The organism is Bradyrhizobium sediminis (assembly GCF_018736105.1).
Taxonomy (GTDB): Bacteria; Pseudomonadota; Alphaproteobacteria; order Rhizobiales; family Xanthobacteraceae; genus Bradyrhizobium.
In genome coordinates, this window is sequence record NZ_CP076135.1 from 2090343 (window position 1) to 2109729 (window position 19387).

Annotated in this window: 18 protein-coding genes; 3 read left to right on the top strand and 15 right to left on the bottom strand. The window is 65.2% G+C overall.

Annotated features, from left to right (window positions below; translation table 11 throughout):
* Window positions 1-33 precede the first annotated feature (33 nt).
* The gene (locus KMZ68_RS09955; RefSeq protein WP_215615603.1) at window positions 34-1572 is read left to right on the top strand and encodes a DHA2 family efflux MFS transporter permease subunit; all 1539 of its coding nucleotides are present in this window, start codon (window positions 34-36) and stop codon (window positions 1570-1572) included.
* 32 nt (window positions 1573-1604) lie between these two features.
* On the opposite strand, the gene KMZ68_RS09960 is transcribed toward KMZ68_RS09955, so the two are convergent.
* The 15 genes from KMZ68_RS09960 to KMZ68_RS10030 form a co-directional block, all read right to left on the bottom strand.
* Window positions 1605-2975 (bottom strand): TIGR03808 family TAT-translocated repetitive protein, encoded by a 1371-nt coding sequence (locus KMZ68_RS09960; RefSeq protein ID WP_215615604.1) that lies wholly within the window; start codon window positions 2973-2975, stop codon window positions 1605-1607.
* A 156-nt stretch (window positions 2976-3131) separates the two neighbouring features.
* Window positions 3132-3791 (bottom strand): pyroglutamyl-peptidase I, encoded by a 660-nt coding sequence (locus KMZ68_RS09965; protein WP_215615605.1) that lies wholly within the window; start codon window positions 3789-3791, stop codon window positions 3132-3134.
* Between the two features lies 1 nt (window position 3792).
* Entirely contained in the window at window positions 3793-4785 is a 993-nt protein-coding gene (gene meaB / locus KMZ68_RS09970) for a methylmalonyl Co-A mutase-associated GTPase MeaB (RefSeq protein ID WP_215615606.1), read from the bottom strand.
* A gap of 51 nt (window positions 4786-4836) precedes the next feature.
* A complete protein-coding gene (locus KMZ68_RS09975) occupies window positions 4837-6351 on the bottom strand; it encodes a tripartite tricarboxylate transporter permease (protein ID WP_215615607.1) in 1515 nt (504 codons plus the stop codon).
* Between the two features lie 3 nt (window positions 6352-6354).
* Window positions 6355-6840, bottom strand: coding sequence for a tripartite tricarboxylate transporter TctB family protein (locus KMZ68_RS09980; protein ID WP_215615608.1), 486 nt, complete (start codon window positions 6838-6840; stop codon window positions 6355-6357).
* A gap of 45 nt (window positions 6841-6885) precedes the next feature.
* Window positions 6886-7878, bottom strand: coding sequence for a tripartite tricarboxylate transporter substrate binding protein (locus tag KMZ68_RS09985; RefSeq protein WP_215615609.1), 993 nt, complete (start codon window positions 7876-7878; stop codon window positions 6886-6888).
* Window positions 7879-8017: 139 nt separating this feature from the next.
* Window positions 8018-8779: an RsiV family protein gene (locus KMZ68_RS09990; RefSeq protein WP_371741470.1), complete on the bottom strand. Its 762-nt coding sequence runs from the start codon at window positions 8777-8779 to the stop codon at window positions 8018-8020.
* 69 nt (window positions 8780-8848) lie between these two features.
* Window positions 8849-11005 carry a methylmalonyl-CoA mutase gene (gene scpA / locus KMZ68_RS09995; RefSeq protein ID WP_215602610.1) on the bottom strand — a complete coding sequence of 719 codons (2157 nt, stop codon included), beginning with the start codon at window positions 11003-11005 and terminating at the stop codon, window positions 8849-8851.
* 42 nt (window positions 11006-11047) lie between these two features.
* Complete coding sequence (locus tag KMZ68_RS10000) at window positions 11048-11512, bottom strand: GFA family protein (RefSeq protein WP_215615611.1); 465 nt, start codon at window positions 11510-11512, stop codon at window positions 11048-11050.
* Window positions 11509-13380 carry a methylmalonyl-CoA mutase family protein gene (locus KMZ68_RS10005; RefSeq protein WP_215615612.1) on the bottom strand — a complete coding sequence of 624 codons (1872 nt, stop codon included), beginning with the start codon at window positions 13378-13380 and terminating at the stop codon, window positions 11509-11511. Before KMZ68_RS10005 ends, KMZ68_RS10000 begins: the two co-directional genes overlap by 4 nt.
* Before the next feature lie 105 nt (window positions 13381-13485).
* A complete protein-coding gene (gene folK, locus KMZ68_RS10010; protein ID WP_215615613.1) occupies window positions 13486-13977 on the bottom strand; it encodes a 2-amino-4-hydroxy-6-hydroxymethyldihydropteridine diphosphokinase in 492 nt (163 codons plus the stop codon).
* Window positions 13970-14350 (bottom strand): dihydroneopterin aldolase, encoded by a 381-nt coding sequence (gene folB, locus KMZ68_RS10015; protein WP_215615614.1) that lies wholly within the window; start codon window positions 14348-14350, stop codon window positions 13970-13972. Before folB ends, folK begins: the two co-directional genes overlap by 8 nt.
* Entirely contained in the window at window positions 14347-15204 is an 858-nt protein-coding gene (gene folP, locus KMZ68_RS10020; RefSeq protein ID WP_215615615.1) for a dihydropteroate synthase, read from the bottom strand. Before folP ends, folB begins: the two co-directional genes overlap by 4 nt.
* A gap of 83 nt (window positions 15205-15287) precedes the next feature.
* Window positions 15288-15695: a DUF4332 domain-containing protein gene (locus KMZ68_RS10025; RefSeq protein WP_215602598.1), complete on the bottom strand. Its 408-nt coding sequence runs from the start codon at window positions 15693-15695 to the stop codon at window positions 15288-15290.
* Between the two features lie 22 nt (window positions 15696-15717).
* Window positions 15718-16083 (bottom strand): DUF2267 domain-containing protein, encoded by a 366-nt coding sequence (locus KMZ68_RS10030; protein ID WP_215615616.1) that lies wholly within the window; start codon window positions 16081-16083, stop codon window positions 15718-15720.
* Between the two features lie 357 nt (window positions 16084-16440).
* Between KMZ68_RS10030 and KMZ68_RS10035 the strand changes: the two genes are divergently transcribed.
* Window positions 16441-18018, top strand: coding sequence for a helicase HerA-like domain-containing protein (locus KMZ68_RS10035; RefSeq protein WP_215615617.1), 1578 nt, complete (start codon window positions 16441-16443; stop codon window positions 18016-18018).
* A gap of 48 nt (window positions 18019-18066) precedes the next feature.
* Window positions 18067-19377, top strand: a complete 1311-nt coding sequence (locus KMZ68_RS10040) for a glycosyltransferase family 87 protein (RefSeq protein ID WP_249779579.1) — start codon at window positions 18067-18069, stop codon at window positions 19375-19377.
* The last annotated feature ends 10 nt before the right edge of the window (window positions 19378-19387 follow it).

Consider the following 19387-nt stretch of genomic DNA (forward strand, 5'->3'; position numbering starts at 1 on the left):
AGCTAGGTTATTATCTTTTCGATCGCAGGGGACATGAGCTCGAGCTCCGCAAGCATCGATACCGAGGGCCCGGCCAGGACCATGTCCCCGGCGCAGCGCTATCTGACGCTGGCTACCGTGGTTCTGGGGTCCTCGCTCTATGGCACGGCGCTGCTGACGACATCGACCATCCTGCCGCAGATGCAGGGCGCGATGTCGGCCACCCAGGACGAGATTGCCTGGGCGATGACGTTCAACATTCTCGCGACCGCGGTGGTGACGCCGATGACCGGCTGGCTGGTGTCCCGCTTCGGCACCAAGCGCGTCGTGGTGTACTCGATTGCCTGCTTCACGGTTGCAACGATGCTGTGCGGGATGGCGCAATCGCTCGAAATGCTGGTGTTGTGGCGGATCCTTCAGGGCGGCGCGGGCGCGCCGGTGGTGCCGTTGTCGCAGTCGATCCTGTTCGACACCTTCCCGCGCCACCAGCACACGATGGTGATGTCGGTCTTCGGGATGGCGGTTGCGGTCGCACCGGTTTTCGGTCCGATTTTCGGCGGCTATCTCGCCGAGATCCACAGCTGGCGCTGGTCGTTCTACATGCTGGTGCCGATCGGCATCTGCGCCACCATCGGCATGAGCTTGACCTTGCCCTCCACCATGCGGCTGGTGAAGGTTCGCTTCGACTGGACCGGCTTCCTTGCGCTTGCCACTGCGCTAGCCGCCGTGCAACTCGTGCTCGCGCGCGGCGTGCGGCTGGACTGGTTCAATTCGACGGAGATCGTGATCGAGTGCCTGGTCGCAGCTATCGCATTCTACGTATTCATCGTGCACAGCCTAGGCGCCCGCGCGCCGTTCCTGAACCTGAAGCTGCTGACCGACCGCAATTATGCGATCGGACTCGCGCTGGTGACGATCTACGGCATGCTGAATTTCACGCCGATGGTATTGCTGCCGCCGCTGCTGCAACAGCATGTCGGGTTTTCCGACGCGCTGGTCGGGCAGGTGATCGGAAGCCGCGGCATGGGAATGCTGGTAGGCTTCCTTGCCGCGGGTTTCATGAGCCGGATCGATCCGCGCATCAGCATGGCCTTTGGCTTCGGCCTGCAAACCGTGGCCGGGCTGTGGATGCTGACGTTCGATCTCAACGTGACGATGGAGATCCTGGTCATCAACAGCGCCATTCAGGGCTTGGCCGTCGGCGTCGTCTGGGTGCCGATCACGGTGGTGGCGTTCGATACCCTGGAGGCGAAGGACTACGCCGAAGCATCCTCGATCTTCCACCTGCTGCGCAACATCGGCTCGAGCTTCTTCATCTCGTTGTCGATCGCCGAGATCGTGCGCACGACCGGCGCCAATTACAGCCGCATGACCGAGATGATCACACCCTACAATCGGGCGCTCACCACGCCGGGCCTGACGGGGGCGTGGAACTTCGACACCGTGCCGGGCCTCGCCAGGGTCGCGAAGGAGATCGCGCGCCAATCGGCGATGATCGGCTATCTCAACGCGTTCACGATGTACACGGTAACGTCGGCGCTCGCGGTCGTGTTCGTCCTGATGGTCCGGCGCCGGAGGACCGTCGTGTCTTGAGGTGTCACGCCGCTTCGGGGCAGGACGTAACTCTACCTCCGCACCGCGTTCGTTCCCACCACCACCTGGGCAAAGCGTTGCGCGCCCTCGGCAGACAGATCCGGCGTGATCGGCCGGGCGTGATCGAGCCCGACCACGGCGCCGCGCGGCGTTTCCGAGATCATGTTGTTGTTGACCAGCGCGGTGCCGGCGCCCGGCGCCACCGATACGCCGACTCCGACAAAGGAATTGCGGATCACATTGCCTGATATCACGACGTCGCGGAGATATTTGCCCCAGCCGGCGATGATCCCGAACGAGGGTGCGTTCTCGATCACGTTGCCTGTGACCGAAGTATCGGCCTCGACATAGATGCCGATGCCGGCATCGTCGTCCGGTGCGGTGCCGATCGGGCGCTTCGGTAGCAGGTTGCGAATGATGTTGCCCTGAACCACCGCGATGCGGCCGCCCTCGTTGAAATTGCAGACCGACACGCCCAGCGCCGCGCCGTCCACGGTGTTGTTGGCGATCACGGCGCCCTCGAAAGCGAATTCGGAGTACAGCGCCACCTCGCTGACATTGCTGACGCTGTTGCCCGTGATCTGGATGTTGGAGGCTGAATTGCCGCGCACTGCCGAATAGTCGCAATTGCGGATGCGGTTGCCGCGCACGATGACGTTGCCGGCACGAAAGGCGTTGATGGCGTTGCCGTATTGCCCGGAGCCGCCCGGGCCGGCCTTGATGTCCTCGATGCGGTTGTCGACTACCAGCGTGCCGTCATCGCCGATGGCGGTGCGCAGGATCTCGATGCCGTTGTCGTTGGTGCCAAGGATGGTGTTGCGAGAAACCAGCAGGCCCAGCGCGTCGAACGACACGATCGCCGTCGTCGCCGACCTCGCAATGATGTTGCCGCTGATGTCGCCGGAGACCTGTTCGAACCAGATGCCATTGCCGCCGCTGCCTGATATCTCGCAGTCGGTGATGCGGATGTCGCGGCCGCCGAGGCAATGCACGAGCCCCCGCCGGGTCGGCAGCGGAATGCCGCCGCCGTCGAGCGTGAGGTTGGTGAGGCCTACGCTGCCCGCGCCTTCGCCTTGCAGCATCGACGCGCCGCCGTTGAACACCAGTTTGGTCGCGCCGCGCACGCCGATGAGCTGCGTTCCGCTTTGCAGGCGAAGCATCCCGGTGCGATAGACGCCCGGTGGCAGCGCCAGCGGGACCTGCGCCCGCGCCGCCTCGTCGATCCCGCGCTGCAGAGCCTTGGTCTGGTCGTCGGGGCTGCCGGGCCTGACGCCATATTGGGTGGCGTCGCGCCCGAGCGCCGACGTCGGCGGCGCCGCCCGCGCAGCGTCTGGTGACATCGCCAGCGCGCCGGCTGCGCCGGCAGCGGCTGTTCCGATGAGATGGCGGCGATTGACGTCCATGATCGCGTCTCCGGCAGACACAATTGCCATGCGTCCGCAGGGTTTGGAGTAACGCAAAAATACGGCGGAGCGTGGCGAAGGCGAGGGCGGAAGAAGGCGATTGTTGGGGGTAGGGTTAATCTTAACCTCACGCGGCGAGCGGGAGGAGGGCGAGGATCAAGCGTCCTCCCGCGCGGCCCTCCGCGCCAGCCTCACCATCTCCAGCAGCATGGCTTCGCCGGCGTCGACCATCTCCTCCAGGGTGACATGATGCGCCGCGCCCTTGCGTTGCTGCGCACCATTGCGCGCGAGCGGCGGCACATGCACGAAGGCGGCGAGGCGGAGACCGTTATCGCTGCAGGTCGCCTCGATCGCGCGCCAGCTCAGATAGTTGCAGAGGTACCTGCCGGCATCGCGCGAAGCGCGCGCATCGATGCCGGTGCTATCAGCTGCGCGCAACAGTCTTGCGGTATGCGGACCGAACATCATGGCATCGGCGCCGCCTGCGATCGATCCCTTCCGCACCCGGGCGTGATCGGCGTCGGGCCACAGCGTGGTGACGGCGTTGCGGGCGCGGGTCTCGACCCGGAGGTAAGGCGTGCGCGAGGCGAGGCCGAAACTCAGCAGCGCCTGCGGTCTCTTCGCTGCCAGCAATTCCGGCAGCTCGCGGTCGACCGCCTTGTAGGTGACCGGGAAGATGTGGCCCGAAAGCTCGACATCGCCGAGCGCCGGACGGCGCAGGCGCAACAGCCGCGCCACCAGCGGCTGCGTCGGATTGTACGGCGCGCCGGGAAACGGGCCGAAGCCGGTGACGAGAATGCGGAGTTTGTCGCTCATGTCACGCCAGCATGTCCGCGATCTGCTCCGCCGCCAGCGCCGGCGCGATGCGGCCGTCGGCCACCTCCGCCTCGATCTTCCTCACCTTGCTGCGGATCGCCGGATCGGCGCGCAGCCGTGCCATCATCCGCTGTTCCAGCATCGACCACATCCACTTCACCTGCTGCTCCCGTCGCCGTTCGGCGAATTCGCCCGAGGCGTTCATCGCGGTGCGGTGCTCGAGGATCTTCCGCCACAAGATGTCGATGCCCGCGCCGGTCAACGCCGAATAGGTCTCCACCGGCGGTTGCCAGTGTTCCGAGCGCGGGCTGAGGATATGCAGTGCGCCGCGATATTCCGCCGCGGCAAGATTGGCGCGCTTGATGTTGTCGCCGTCGGCCTTGTTGATGGCAATCATGTCGGCGAGCTCAACCAGGCCCTTCTTGATGCCCTGCAACTCGTCGCCGGCGCCCGGCAGCATCAGCGCCAGGAAAAAGTCGGTCATGTCGCAGACCGCCGTCTCGGACTGGCCGATGCCGACGGTTTCCACCAGCACCACGTCGAAGCCCGCGGCCTCGCACAGCAGCATTGCCTCGCGGGTCTTGGCCGCGACGCCGCCGAGCGTGCCGGCGGCAGGTGAAGGCCGGATATAGGCGCGATCGGAGGCCGACAGCCGCGCCATCCGGGTCTTGTCGCCGAGGATCGAGCCGCCGGTGCGCGCGGAAGAGGGGTCGACCGCGAGCACCGCGACCTTGTGGCCGCGTTCGATCAGGAACATGCCGAGCGCGTCGATGGTGGTGGATTTGCCGACCCCGGGCGAGCCTGTGATGCCGACCCGGATAGCCGTGCCGGTGTCGGGCAGCAGCGCCTGCACCAGGTCGCGGGCCGCTGCCTGATGATCGCCGCGCCGGCTTTCGACCAGTGTGATGGCGCGCGCCAGCGCCGCGCGGTGTCCCGAGCGCAGGTCTTTCGCCAATGCTTTGATATCGAGGGAGGCACGTTTCGGCAGGGTCATGCCTCCGTTTACAACGGCCGGGCGCGACATGCGAGAGGGCGCAGGGCTTGCTCAGAGGGTCGGCGCGGCGGGGGCGGGCGATTCGCGCTTCAACCGCCGCCACACCCAGACCAGCACCGGCCAGATCATCGCGCCGATCGCCATCGAGGCGAGGATCGCGGAAATCGGCCGCTCGAAGAACGGCAGGATGCTGCCGTCGGATTTGATCAGCGAGGTGACGAAGGCCTGCTCCACCATGGTGCCCATCACGATCCCGAGCACCATCGCCGCCACCGGATAGCCGTTCGCCTCCATGACGTAGCCGATCACCCCGAAGGTCGCGACCGTCACCACCCCGAACATGTTGTTGCCAATGGCGAACGAGCCGACCGCGCAGCACAGCATGATGACCGGCATCACGCTGCAGCGCGGCGCGCGCAGCACGTAGCTTGCCAGCCGGATCATGACGATGCCGAGCGGAATCATCATGATGTTGGCGATGATGAACATCAGGTAGATCGCGTACATGCTCGACGCTTTCTCGGTGAACAGCGTCGGGCCGGGATTGAGCCCCTTCATGTAGAGCACGCCGATCGCGATCGCCGCGATGGTGTCGCCGGGAATGCCGAACAACAGCGACGGCACCCAGCCCGAGGCGATGCTGGCATTGTTGCTGGCGCCGGCCTCGACCAGGCCCTCGACGTGGCCGGTGCCGAACTTCTCCGGCTCCTTCGAGAAGCGCTTGGACATCGCGTAGCTGACCCAGGCCGCCATGTCGGCGCCCGCGCCCGGCAGCACCCCGATGATGATGCCTATGATGTTCCCCCGCGTCATCTGCCATTGATACTTCTTGGTCAGCCTCCACTGGCCCGCCATGATGCTTCCGAACTTGCGTCGGGGGATCGGCGGCGGTTCCGGCGTGAGCATCGCACGCATCACTTGCGCTACGGCAAAGACGCCGACTAGCGCCGGGATCGGCTCGATGCCGCCGAACAGGTCGGTGAAGCCAAACGTGAATCGCGGCACGCCGCCCGGGTTCTCGATCCCGACGCAGGAAACCAGGAGGCCGATGAACATGCCGGCGATGGCCTTCACAGGGGAGGAGCGCGCCACCAGCGTCGCGCACATCAGGCCGAGCAGGGCCAGCCAGAAATATTCGAAGGTCGAGAACGACAGCGCGATTTCGGCGAGCGGCGGCGCGAGGATCATCAGCGAGAGCGTGCCCGCGATGCCGCCGACGGCGGAGAACCAGACGCCGGCGCCGAGCGCGAGTTCGGCCTCGCCCTTGCGGGTCATGGCGTAGGCCTCGTCGGCATAGGCTGCGGAAGCCGGCGTGCCGGGGATGCGCAGCAGCGCGCCGGGAATGTCGCCGGAGAAGATCGCCATCGAGGACGCCGCCACGATGGTGGCGATCGCGGCGATCGGCGAGAGGTAGAAAGTGACCGGGACCAGCAGGGCGGTCGCCATGGTGGCGGACAGGCCGGGCAGCGATCCGATCACGAGCCCGTAGATCGATGCCGCCAGCATCGCGATGATGACTTCCCAGGTCGTAATCAGGCCGAACGCTTCAATCAGGGTGTTGAGCATGGATCACCACGGCATCGGCAGCAGCCCGATCGGGAGCGGCACGCGCAAGAGCTTGCTGAAAATCAGATGGATGCCGATCGGCGCCAGCACGGCGAGCGGCAGCGAAAGCTTCCACCGGGCGCCGAGCGCGGTTGCCGTGCCATAGACGATCAGCGCGGCCGTGATGATGAAGCCGAGGCGGTCGGCCACCGCCACGTAGAACAGCAGCAGCGCCGGCGGCAGCAGGGCGCGCAGTCCGTAGAGCTTGCCGGGCGGCGCCTTGACCTCGCCGCCCTCGATCGGAATGATCTCCTCTTCCTCTTCGAAGCTGTGGCCGATGCCGAATGCGATCGCGAGCCCGCAAAGTGCAAGCCCGCTCCCGATCACCAGCGGGAACACGTTGGGGCCGACCGGCTGGCCGGGCACCGGCGGCAGCAGCCAGCCGCCATAGGCGGCGGCTGCGCCGAGGCCAACGAGAAACAATCCCGTGACGCGATCGGGAAGACGCATGAATGATCCCCACGGATTTCCGAGGAAGTGAGCCGGCGGGACGGATCAGGCCTTGGAGAGGCCGGCGGCCTTCATCGCCAGGCCCATCTGGGCGTCGCCCTTGTCCATGAAGGCTGCGAATTGGGCCGCATCGCCCCACACCGTTCCGAAGCCGCGATTGCTCATGAAGTCCTTGAACTCCTTGGAGTCGTAGACCTTCTTCAGCGACGCCGTGAGCTTGGCCGCGACATCTGCGGGCAGGCCCTTCGGACCCGCAATGCCGCGCCACGCGCCGGTCGAATAGTCGATGCCCATCGCCTCCTTCAGCGTCGGCACATTGGGGAATGCGGGGTTGCGCGCCGGCGCCATGATGGCGAGGCTGCGCGCCTTGCCGGCCTCGATGATCGCGCGCGCTTCCGGCACCGAGCAGGTGGTGAGGTCGAGACCACCCGCCGCGAGATCCTGCATCGCCGGCGCAGCGCCGTTCGACGGCACCCAGGCAACCTGATTGGCCGGAAGCCCCATGGCCTGCATCCAGCCGACCAGCGCGAGATGCCAGATGCCGCCCTGGCCGGTGCCGGAGGCTTTGAACTTGCCGACAGGTGCCGCCTTGATGGCGTCGGCGAGCTCCTTGACGGTCTTGTAGGGCGATGTCGAGCCGACCTGGATGCCGGGCGGGTCTTCGTTCATCAGCGCCAGCGGGGTGTAGCTCTTCGGCGCCAGTTCGGTGAGCCCCTGCCAGTGCATCATCGAGATTTCCACCGTCAGCATGCCGATGGTGTAGCCGTCGGGCTGTGCGGTGGCGATCGCCGAATGGCCGACCACGCCGGAGCCACCGGTGCGGTTGACCACGTTGAACGGCTGTCCGAGGTCCTTTTCCAACAGCGCCGCAACGATACGCGCGGTCGCATCGGTGCCGCCGCCCGCACCCCACGGCACGATCACGGTCACCGGGCGCGCCGGATAGGCTTGCGCCAGAGCTGGCTTGAAACCGAAAGCTGCTGTTGCCGCGGCAGCGGCGGATGAAGCTGCAAAGGCGCGGCGCGTGATTTTGGGCATGTGTCTCTCCCCACGGCGCCGGTGAATCCCGGCGCTCTTATGATGCGGGCATTCTAGGCAGCTTTGCGCCGCGGTCGCAAGACGTCAGCCTTGATGCGGACGCGGACCGCCTTGCCGATATCGCGCGGGCTGCGACCGGTCAGCGCTGGCCGTCATCGTCGCCCTTGGGCCGGGCACCGCCGAAGATCGCGTTGCCCTCCGGCGACAAATAGGACTTCAGGTCTTCCCATGGCACGAAGGCGACATACTCGCCTTCGGCATAGGGGCCGACCGCATAGGGCGGATAATGAAAGGTGAGGCCGGAACTCTTGCCGGATACGGTCGACGGCGCCAGCGTCACCGCGCCGATCTTGAGCAGCTTCGGCGCGAGGTCCTTGTACCATTCGGCGGTGGCGGTATCGCCGGCGTCGCGCTTCTTCTTTTCGGCATTCAGTGAAGCGATCACGTCCTTGAGCATCGCCTTCATGGTCGGGCCGTTATCGGCGGTCTCGGTGAAGAACGGCCGGATGCTGATGCGCTTCTTCGCGGTGGAGTCCCACAGGATGGTGTTGACGTCCGAATTGGGATGCGCGCCGCGGGTATCCATGTAGTCGAACCTGACGATGCTGACATAGTGCCCGCCGACCACGGAGCGCACGGAATATTTGCGTTCGAAGGTCCAGCCGCCGTCGCGAAACAGTTGCGGCTCCTGCTTGCGCGAGGCGGCGGCCTCCGCGGCGTTCTTCTCGATCCACTTCCTGCCTTCGGCCAGACAATCCGCCGCCAGCGCGGGATCGGCCTTCATCTGGTCGTCGAGCAGCACGGTGGCCTCGACCGCTTTGGTCTTGATCGAGGCGTCGGGGTTGGGCTCGGCGGCGCGGGCTGCAGCGAGCGAAGCCAGGCATGCGACCGCGAGGCCGATCCTGCGGGCAAACGTGAAGGCAGCAGCGCGCAAGGGAAGTCCTCTGAGAGAAAGTATGGCCGGCGGAAGTTACTCCGCCGCCTCGCTATGCCCGAGCCGTGCGTTGAGCTTGTGGATCAGCTCTTCGGCGGCATCCGCGATCACGGTGCCGGGCGGGAAGATCGCCTCGGCGCCGGCCTTGTACAGCGCGTCGTAATCCTGCGGCGGCACCACGCCGCCGACGATGATCATGATGTCCTCGCGGCCCTGTTTCTTCAGCGCGGCTTTCAGTTCCGGCACCGCGGTGAGGTGGGCGGCCGCCAGCGACGACACGCCGAGAATGTGCACGTCGTTCTCGACCGCCTGCCGCGCCGCCTCTTCGGCGGTGGCGAACAAGGGTCCGATATCGACGTCGAAGCCGACGTCGGCGAACGCCGACGCAATCACCTTCTGGCCGCGGTCATGGCCGTCCTGGCCGATCTTGGCGACCAGGATGCGCGGCCGGCGGCCCTCCGCATCCTCGAACGCATCGATCAGCGCCTGCACTTTTTCGACCCGGTTGGACATGGTGGACGCCTCTCGCTTGTAGACGCCGGTGATGGATTTGATCTCGGCGCGATGGCGTCCGAACACCTTCTCCATCGCATCGGAAATCTCGCCGACGGTGGCTTTTGCGCGCGCGGCATCGATCGCCAGTGCCAGCAGGTTGCCGTTGCCTTCGCCGGCACTGCGGGTCAGCGCCGCCAGCGCCTCGTCGACCTCTTTCTGGCTGCGTTCGGATCGCAGCCGCGCCAGCTTGTCGATCTGCAGGCGCCGCACGGTGGAGTTTTCCACCTTCAGCACGTCGATCGCCGCCTCTTCGACCGGCTTGTACTTGTTGACGCCGATCACCGCCTGCTTGCCGGCGTCGATCCGCGCCTGCGTCTTGGCGGAGGCTTCCTCGATCCGCAGCTTGGGAACGCCGGCCTCGATCGCCTTCGCCATGCCACCGAGCGCCTCGACCTCCTGGATGTGCCCCCAGGCCTTCGCCGCGAGATCGCGGGTCAGCCGTTCGACATAATAGGAGCCGCCCCAGGGGTCGATGATGCGGTTGGTGCCGCTTTCCTGCTGCAGGAACAATTGCGTGTTGCGCGCGATGCGCGCGGAGAAATCGGTCGGCAGCGCCAGCGCCTCGTCGAGCGCGTTGGTGTGCAGCGACTGGGTATGGCCTTGCGTCGCCGCCATCGCCTCGATGGTGGTGCGCATCACGTTGTTGTAGACGTCCTGCGCGGTCAGCGACCAGCCCGAGGTCTGGCAATGCGTGCGCAGCGACAGCGAGCGCGGGTCCTTCGGATTGAACTGCGTCAGCAGCTTGGCCCACAGCAGCCTTGCCGCGCGCATTTTTGCCACCTCCATGAAGAAGTTCATGCCGATGGCCCAGAAGAATGACAGCCTTGGTGCGAAGCGGTCGACGTCGAGGCCGGCGGCAAGCCCGGCGCGGAGATATTCGACGCCGTCGGCCAGCGTGTAGGCGAGTTCGAGGTCCTGCGTCGCGCCGGCTTCCTGCATGTGATAGCCGGAAATCGAGATCGAATTGTATTTCGGCATCTTCTGCGAGGTGTAGGCAAAGATGTCGGAAATGATCCGCATCGAAGGCGCCGGCGGATAGATATAGGTGTTGCGCACCATGAACTCTTTCAGAATGTCGTTCTGAATGGTGCCCGAGAGCTTCTCCGGCGGCACGCCCTGTTCCTCGGCTGCCGCCACGAACAGCGCCAGGATCGGCAGCACCGCGCCGTTCATGGTCATCGACACGCTCATCTGGTCGAGCGGAATGCCTGAGAACAGCGTGCGCATGTCGTAGATCGAATCGATCGCGACGCCGGCCATGCCGACATCGCCCGACACCCGCGGATGATCGGAATCGTAGCCGCGGTGGGTGGCGAGATCGAAGGCGACCGAGAGGCCCTTTTGCCCGGCGGCGAGGTTGCGGCGGTAGAACGCGTTGGAATCTTCCGCCGTGGAGAAGCCGGCATACTGCCTGACGGTCCAGGGCTGGTTGACATACATCGTGGGGTAGGGGCCGCGCAGATAGGGCGCGATGCCGGGCCAGGTCTCGAGGAAATCGATGCCTTCGAGATCGGCCTCGCCATAGCCCGGCTTTACCAGGATGCCTTCGGGCGTCAGCCACGGTTCGGCGCCGCCGGCAGGCTGTGCAGGGGCGGTTTTCTCAAAAGCGATATTCGCAAAGTTCGGTATGCGGCTCATGGGCTTCCATTATAGCACAGGCGACCGCAGGGGGCGCCACTGTCAATCGTGGTCCGGATGCTGGTAGCTGACGATGCCATGTAGCTTCTCCGCACCGTAGTTCTGCAGCGTGGTCTGGCTCGGCAGGTTGGCGATGCCCACCACCCAGCCGAGCCGGGATTCGGTTCCGAACTGCTGGGTCGGGATCACCATGTCCGGGCGATCGAACGTTCCGGTCATGATCTCGATTTGGGGACCGTCGATGCGGCGAAAGCTCAGCGGCGTGCCGCAATCGCGGCAGAAGTCGCGCTCGGCGATGGAGGAGGAGCGGAACGCGGCGGGCTTGCCGCGGGTCCAGGCGAAATCGGCGTGATCGATGTCGGCGAATGAGGCGAACGGCGCGCCCGACGCTTTCTGGCACATCCGGCAATGACAGATGCTGATCCTCTTCGGCGGCGCCGACAGCGCAAAGCGGATTGCGCCGCATTGGCAGCCGCCGGTCAGAACGGTTTTCGCGGCCGAAGTCATGCTCGCTCCGTCAGTTGCCAGGCCTGCTGCAGCGCCGCCAGCGCGTCGCCGCCGGCGAAAATGAATTCGCTGACGCCCGCGCCGCGGAACACGGCTTCCTGGTCGCCGGGGCGGCCTGCCAGATAGATATGCTTTGCACCGGCTGCTTGAAGGGCCGTTGCAGCGCCGGTTGCCTGCGCGGCACAGACCTTGTCGGACGAGCACAGGCACACCAGGTCAGCGCCCGATGCCTTGAACGCCTTGGCCAACGCCGCCGGATCGGTGAACCCTTCGGTATCGACCGCCTCGATGCCGCCGGTCTCGAAGAAGCTCTTGGCAAAAGTGGCGCGCGCGGTGAAGTCGGCGGGCGTGCCGAGATTGGCCAGGAACACCTTCGGCCGCGCACCGGAATTCTTCAGGAGCTGATCCGAGCGGTCCCGCAGGCGTTCGAAGGGGGCGGCAAGCCGCATCGGCGACAGCGGATCGAATTTGAGTTTCTCTTCGCCAAAGGGCGCGAGCGCAACTGGCCTGGCATCGAGCACCGCGACCTGCGCCTCATGCAGGTTCGGAAATTCGGTGGCGCCGGTCAGCACTTCCTTGCGCCTGGCAATGTTGGCCTCGCGCGCCGTCCGCGTCGCCGCGACCTTGCGCTGGATCAGGTTTTGTTCGAGGGCAGCGAACACGCCGCCGGCCTTCTCGATCTCCTGGAACAGCGACCACGCCGCTTCGCAAAGCTCGCGCGTCAGGGTTTCAATGCCGCCGGAGCCGGCGGCGGGATCGGACACCCTGGCGAGATTGGATTCCTCCAGCAGTACGAGCTGGGTGTTGCGCGCCACGCGGCGCGCGAACCGATCGGGCAATCCCAGCGCCAGCGTATGCGGCAGCACATTGATGCTGTTGGCGCCGCCGAGCCCCGCCGAGAACGTCGCCATCGTCGCGCGCAGCATGTTCACGTAAGCATCGCGCTGGGTCAGCATCCGCCATGCGGTGTCGGCGGCAACGAACAGCGGTTTTGGCGTGAGGCCGCAGGCTTTTTCGATCCGCGCCCACAGCAGACGCAGCGCACGGAACTTTGCCAATGTCAGGAACTGATCGGCATCGGCGGCAAGCCGCGCATAGACCATGGCTTGCGCATCCTCGAGCGCAATGCCGGCGCTCTCGATGGCGCGCAGATAGGCGACGCCGGCCGCCAGCACGAAGGCCAGCTCCTGCACTTCCGATCCGCCGGCGTCATGGATCACCCGGCCGTCGGCCGCAGCGAACGGACCCTTGAATTCCATGGCGGCGAAGCCTTTGATCGCGCCGGTGAGCGCAGACACGATCTCGGGCCAGGTATCGGGGCTGGATCCCCAGACCGCGCATCCGCCGATCGGGTCGAGCCCGAACCGGATATCGCAGGCGGCGGGATTGAGGCCCTTGCGCTTGATATATTCCGCGACATGGATCGCGGCCGTCCGCGACTGCGGGCCGATCTGCAGCTCGATCGAAATGCCGGCGTCGATGAACACGCCGTCGAGAACCTTCTCGACTGCTTCCGCCGAGGGATCGAGCCCGAAACCATGGGCGCCATTGGCGCCCGCGAATACCAGGGCCAGCCCATTGGCGCCGTTCTCAAGGTCGTGCAGCGCCTGCGCGTTGGCGCTTCCCGCATCGGGATGGTCGATCCGCTGCATGATCTGCCATGGCGCGGCCGCGGGCCGCCCTGCGATCGGCGCGGCGCCGCGCGCGCGCTGATAGATCGGCTCGATCTTCAGGCCATCCGAGGTCTTGCCGACCAGTCTCTCGAACGGCGCGCCTTTCAGCACGCCATCGACCAGCTTGCGCCAGTCGTCATAGCTCGCCGGCGCGAAATCCGCCGCCAGCCGCAGGTCGTCAGTTACAGATGTCATCCGGCAGGTCGCTCCCTGGGGCCGTTCTGTTGTTTGGCCGGAAATTGCCACGTGGCGGCCGCCAAGCCAAACGGTTGTTTTCGGGGTTTAGGCAGCGGATTCCGGTCAGGCAAGGTCGGGCAACCGCTCGATCCCCTCGGTTGATAGCTGTGCCAGCGCCGCAGCAACGTTGCGTCCCGCAATGAGGCGGTCGGGTGCAATCTCCGCGAGCGGCACCAGCACGAAAGCCCGTTCGAACAGCCGCGGGTGCGGCAGCGTCAGTTCCGGTTTCTGGATCGAGACGTCGTCATAGGCGATCAGGTCGAGGTCGAGGGTGCGCGGACCCCAGCGCTTCTCCCGGGCGCGATCGCGGCCGAATTTTTGCTCGATCTTGTGCAGCGTGAACAACAGCGCATGGGGATCGAGGCTGGTCTCGATCTCGATGCAGGCGTTGATGAAGCGCGCCTGCTGCTCATCGCCCCAGGGCGGGGTGGCGTAATCCGAGGACCGCGCGAGCAACGCTGCTTGCGTCATGCCGCAGATGTTGGCGATCGCCTTTTGGAACGTCGCGCGGACGTCGCCGACATTGCCGCCGAGCGCGATCAGTACGTCAGCCATGCGACGGCGCTTGCCGCGTCCGCGTCAGGACCACGCCGACATCCTCGAAGATCGCGGCGATCGGGGCGTGCGGCTTGTGAACGGTGACCTTGATCGCGCTCACCCTCGGAAACGCCGTCAGGACAGCTTCGGCCACGGCGCCGGCCGCGCGTTCCAGCAGCTTGTAATTGGCGTTCTTGAAGGCCGCGGTCGCGGTCGCGACCACGTTGGAATAGGACACGGTGTCGGCGAGGCGATCGGTGCGCGAGGATTCCGCAAGATCGATCGAGAGCTCGAGATCGATGACGAAACGCTGCCCGACCTCGGTCTCATGTTCCATCACCCCGTGCCGGGCATGGATGACGACGCCGGTGATGAAGATCGTATCGGTCATTGCCTGTCCCAAATCGCCGCCGCCACCCGCAGCGCCTGTACGGTTTCCGACACATCGTGCGCCCGGATGATCCTGGCCCCGGCCTTTGCTGCAATGAGATGCGCTGCGATCGAACCGCCGAGGCGCTGATGCGGCTCCGACGGCACTACCGTGCTGATGAAGCGCTTGCGCGAGGCGCCGACCAATAACGGCAGGCCGAAGACGTTGAGTTCGTCGAGCCGGGCCAGCGCAGCGATGCTCTGTTCGGGGGTCTTGCCAAAGCCGATGCCGGGGTCGAGCACAATATCTTCACGTGGAATGCCGGCCTCGTCGGCGATCTCCAGCGAGCGCGCGAAGAAGGCTGCAATATCCTTCATGATGTCGATGCCGGCATCGACCCGATCGCGGTTATGCATGACGATGACGGGCGCATGGCGTGCCGCCAGCAGCCTCGCCATCGCGGGATCGCGTTGCAGGCCCCAGATGTCGTTGGCGATCGATGCACCTGCATCGAGCGCCCAAGCGACCACGGCCGATTTCATGCTGTCGATGGAAACGGGAACGCCGAGCGAAACCACCTCGGTCAGGACAGGCGTCAGGCGCTTCAGTTCTTCGTCGATGGTGATCGGTTGCGCGCCATAGGGCCGGGTGGATTCCGCGCCGATGTCGATGATGTCGGCGCCCTCGGCGATCATGCGGCGAGCCTGCGCCAGCGCGGCCTCCGGCGCGATGAACCGTCCGCCGTCGGAAAATGAATCCGGCGTCACATTCAGGACGCCCATCACGGCTGGATACGGCCGGGACAACAGCGCCCGAAGCGCCGGATGATCTGCCGGGGTGGCCGCCGGAGCGGTTGTGGACGTGGTCGCGATCATGCGGTCGCTTTGCGCGGTCCGCGCATGGGAGTCAAGATGCGGGGGCGCCGTCCGGGCCGCCTGCGGGGCGGCTCGATAAAGGATTAGTAAGTGATCTTGGGCTGAAGCTTGCGAGCCTTCTCAATCAGCTGTTCGACCGACTTTTCCGACGGCAGGACCCGGACGAGTCTGCGCCTGGTATTCACTTCTTTCATGTTCTGCGCCAGGCGCGCCGGGTTGCGAAGCGCGAGCTCGCGAACCGTGGTGACGCCGGCGGCGCGCACCAGCCCGACCTTGGCCTTGCCCATGCCGGGAATCCGCATGTAGTCGGAGACATTGGCCCATTCGAGCAGCAGCTGCTCGCTGATGCCGGTCTTTGCCGCGAGCGCCTTGCGCCCTTTTACGGTGCGGGCGGCCTCGAGAAACCCGTCGGTGGTGCGGATGCCAAGCGATTTGAGTTTCGAAGCGGCGAAGGCTGGCAGGCCGTCAATCTCGGAGATGGGGTATGTCATGGTACTCGATCAAAAAGGTGCTTTAAGCGAACTGACTGAGGCCCGGCGTCCCTGCGATGATCTCGCCCATTTGATCCGCTCCGATTTTGTCGCGGCCAAACTTGAAAAGTTCACGCGCTATGCTCTGAATCTCGCCCATGCCCAAACCAAGCCCCATCAGCTTGGTTCCCAGCGCCATCAGACCACCGCCCATCAACCTCGCAAGACCGCCGCTGTTGCTCGAGGCCGCGATCGCGGCTTCCGCGCCGGGAATCTTGTCGATCAAGGCCTGGACTTTGTCGGAAGGCCCCTCGCTGCGGAGAAAACCCAGGATGATGCCGATGGTTTTTTCAGCCACGGCTTCATCGATGCCGGCCTTTGCAGCCAGCTGTCCAATCAGTTCGTCCATATTGCCCCGCCCTCGACCCGTTGTTTGCCGGATCCTTGCTTGTGAATTTATCTTGATCTTCTGCTGCACGAATTACAAGCGATCACCGCATTCGAAAGTAATTTTCGTCCTCGATCGCGCCGCGAGTGTTGCAGCATTGCAAGAGCAGGCGTGGAATCTGCGGAGATTTGTCGCGGGTCAAGCAGCCTCACTGCAACTTTCGTCGACCGATCGAACGAGGCCGGTCGATCCGAAGTCGACGAACCGGGCTTCGGGTCCCCTGGGCGGCGTTGACCGGTTTCAATCGGCTTGCAAGATGCAGTATGATAGGGCGTCTGGCGACTGAAACCCTGGGTAGGCGCGCGAAGAGGCGATGCAATGGCTACGTCCGAGAACAAGATGGCCGATACCGGCGAGAAGATCTTCATCGGGAAGGGCGAACAGCCGGCCTGGCTGACGCTCGGTCTTGCAAACCGCCACGGTCTCGTCACCGGCGCTACCGGGACCGGCAAGACCGTCTCGCTGCAGGTGATGGCCGAGGGATTTGCGCGCGCAGGTGTTCCGGTGTTTGCCGCCGACATCAAGGGGGACCTCTCGGGCATCGCGGAAGTCGGCGAGGCCAAGGATTTCATCCTCAAACGGGCGGCCGCGATGGAGCTGGCATTCCAGCCCGACCAGTTTTCGACAGTATTTTGGGACGTGTTCGGCGAGCAGGGGCATCCGGTCCGCGCCACGGTCTCGGAAATGGGGCCGCTGCTGCTCTCCCGCATGATGGATCTCAACGACGTTCAGGAAGGCGTGCTGAACATCGCCTTCAGGGTGGCCGACGAGCAGGGATTGCTGCTGCTGGACATGAAGGATCTGCGGGCGATCCTGTCGTTCGTCGCGGAACATGCCGCCGACCTGACCACGCAATACGGAAACGTCTCCAAGCAGACCGTCGGAACCATCCAGCGCCAGCTTCTGGTGCTGGAAAATCAGGGCGGCGCCAAGTTCTTCGGCGAGCCGGCGCTGGCGCTGAAGGATTTCATGAAGACCGACAGCGACGGCCGGGGCATGGTCAACATCCTGGTGGCGGACAAGTTGATGGAGAGCCCCCGGCTGTACGCGACCTTCCTGTTGTGGATGCTGTCGGAGCTGTTCGAGGAGTTGCCGGAGGCCGGCGACCCGCCGAAGCCCAAGCTGGTGTTCTTCTTCGACGAGGCGCACCTGTTGTTCAACGATGCGCCGAAGGCCTTGATGGACAAGATCGAGCAGGTGGTGCGGCTGATCCGTTCGAAGGGCGTCGGGGTCTACTTCGTCACGCAGAACCCGATCGATGTGCCGGACAAGGTGCTCGCTCAGTTGGGCAACCGGGTGCAGCATGCGCTGCGGGCCTTTACCCCGCGCGACCAGAAGGCGGTGGCGGCGGCCGCGCAGACGTTCCGGCCCAATCCGAAGCTCGACACCACCAAGGCCATCACGGAACTGGGCAAGGGCGAGGCGCTGGTGTCGTTCCTGGAGGGCAACGGCACGCCGGCGATGGTCGAGCGTGTCATGGTCCGGCCGCCGACGGGGCGGATCGGGCCGATCACGCCGGAGGAACGCAAGGCGATCATGAGCAAGAGCCCGGTGAAGGGCAAATACGACACCACGGTCGATTCCGAATCCGCCTCCGAGATGCTGCAGAAGCGCGTGGCCGGAACCGCGGCGCCCGCGGACGGCCAGGCCGGCGGCGGAGGCGGCGGAATTCTGGCGCAGATCGGCGCCATCGTCGGGACGATCTTCGGCACCAACGTCAAGCGGGGAAAACTGTCGACCGGTCAGGTCATCGCGCGAAGCGTCACGCGGACGGTCACCAATCAGGTGGCCGGTAACGTCGCGGCCAGCGTCGGGAAATCCCTTGGCGGCGCGATGGGCAGTTCGGTCGGCCGCGCGCTGGTGCGCGGCGCGCTCGGCGGGCTGCTGCGGCGATAGGATTCGAAGCGCGACGTGATCTCCCTCTGATTTTGCGGAAAGCCGAGTGTGCTGAGATATCCGTCGTTGCGAGCGCCGCTCGATATTCTGTTTCTGGTCTGCGTCATCGCGCTGACGGCTGACGTTCTGGTTCCGGAAATCTGGGGCAACGGCAAGACCAAGGACTATCCGCTGTGGTTCTGGGCCGGGCAGCAGGTGCTGGGCGGCAAGGACCTCTATCCCGGCAATCCCGACACCACTTTCGATTTCATCTATCCGCCGCTGTCGGCGATCCTGCTCGCGATCCCCAGTTATTTCGGCAAGATACCGCTCTATCTGTGCCTGTCGCTGTTCAACGCGGTGGCGTGGTGGATGACGGCGCAATTCTCGCACGCGATGGCGGGCTCCGGCCGGATCCCCGGTCCGTGGCTGTTCGCGCTGCCGGGCTTCGTCACGATAACCTTCGTGTTCGACATGTTCGATCTCGGACAACCGAACCTGGTCCTGCTGGCCATGATGCTGTTCGGGTTCTGGCTGCTGCAGCATGAACGCCCCTGGATCGCCGGCAGCATGTTTGCGCTGGCCACCGCCATCAAGGTCTTCCCGGTGGCGGTGTTTCCCTATCTGATCTGGCGCAGGCAATGGGCGACCGCCGCGAGCATGATCGTGTTCCTGGGCGTGTTGCTGTTCGTGCTCCCGGCGCCGTTCCGAGGCTACCAGCACAACGTCTCCGAGCTGAAGACATGGTACCGGGGAATGGTCGGGTCGAGCTCCGAGAAGGGGTTCGGCCAGCGCGACGAGCAGAACTGGTCCTGGGTCAATCAATCCATCATCGCGGTCACGCATCGGCTGACGCGGCCGGTGAACTACAACCAGGATGATCCGAACAAGCCGCCGCGCACCATGAATCTGGCCGATCTCAGCTTCAAGACCGCCAACTGGATCGTGCTCGCGATATCGTTTCTGATCGGGGTCGGCTACCTCGCGGTGATGCCGGCGGCCTCGCGCGTGACCCGGCGGTCGAATGCGGAAGAGCTCGGCATCCTGTTCTGCCTGATGACGGTGGCCTCGCCGCTGGCCCGTCAGTATTATTTCATGTGGCTGTTCTTTCCGATCACCGTCCTGATCCATCGGGCGGCCTATGATTCCCGCACCGCCGTGCGGGCGGGCAGCTGGGCCGCCCTGGCGTTCGCTGGAGGCCTGATGTGCCTGTCGTTTCCGGTGTTTCCGAACGACCTGCAGGCCTGGGGCAACAACCTCGCGGCCGCCGCCGTGATAACGGGTGGATTGGTCTGGCATATCCTGCATCCGCCTCCCGATGCGACGACCGGCGTCTTGTCTTCAACCGCCGGCGAGCTACAACCTGACACCCAAACGTAACCCCGCCAGG